This is a genomic window from Vibrio sp. Vb1554 (assembly GCF_033344235.1).
In genome coordinates this window covers 1-1055 of sequence record NZ_JAWPOJ010000444.1, presented here as the reverse complement: position 1 = coordinate 1055, position 1055 = coordinate 1, and the positions used below count along the sequence as shown (strand labels likewise).

Here is a 1055-nt window from a genome sequence, read left to right as displayed (position 1 = left end):
CTCATAAGCCCTTTATGTCGATTAACTGCCGCGCTTTGAATGAGCAACGTTTCCAAGCGGAAGTCTTTGGTATTGCTGCGGATGCTGAGATGGGCCCAAGTCTGTTGGAACAAGCAGATGGCGGTACTGTGTTGTTTAATGACATTCTGACCATTTCGAAAGACCAGCAAATGAACCTGTTAAGGTTTTTGCAAGAGGGCACGATTGAAACGCGCGAAGGTGTGAAGAATGTGAATGTGCGTATTCTTGCTGCTAACTCGTCAGACGTAGAAAAAGCTTTGATTGATGGCGACTTCAACGAAGAGTTGTACCATTACATCAATGTACTTCGTATCAACGTACCAAGCTTGAAAGAGCGCGCGAGTGATATTGCACTACTAGCTCGCTTCTATCTGCAAGAGTTCTCTAAAGAGTACAATTCTCAAGCAAAAAGTTTCTCAGAGGACGCTTTGAAAGCTCTGACTCGTTACTTCTGGCCTGGTAATGTTCGCGAGTTGATGAACCAAGTTAAGCGTGCGGTGTTGATGTCTGACAGCGTGATGATTGAAGAGCATCATCTGGATCTGCCGCAACGTAATGATTCAAAACGCAGTTTGAAATCAATTCGCGAAAAGAGTGAGCGTGATGCGTTATTGGTCGTGTTGGAATCGCACTCTGGTCAAGTTTCCAATGCGGCGAAAGAACTTGGTGTGTCGCGTGCAACTATGTATCGACTACTTAACAAGCACAACTTGATTTCCGATCAAGCGATGTAATTCAATGAGTGAATCGAATTGAAAGAGCGACCTTGCTGGTCGCTCTTTTTCGTTGTATACGTTCTGATTTATAAAACTCGAAGTTTTATATATTCCCTAGATGAATATGTTATATGAAAAAACATATGCAACTTATCTTCAGGGTATTGATTTGTTTTTTATCGAAAGCATAGAAATTGTTTGATATATATTCATCAACGCTTACAATTTAGCCATAACTCGTTGAGTTATATCACTTCACACACGGATTATTTTTTTAGCTAGGAGGCGCAAGATGAAACATTACGTTGTTAACACCAT

General features: G+C 41.3%; 1 protein-coding gene. It reads left to right on the top strand.

All coding sequences use genetic code 11. The features are described 5' to 3' along the window. The coding region (locus R8N28_RS26935; RefSeq protein ID WP_318183884.1) for a sigma 54-interacting transcriptional regulator at positions 1-755 on the top strand (755 nt) is incomplete at its 5' end. Positions 756-1055: the final 300 nt, after the last annotated feature.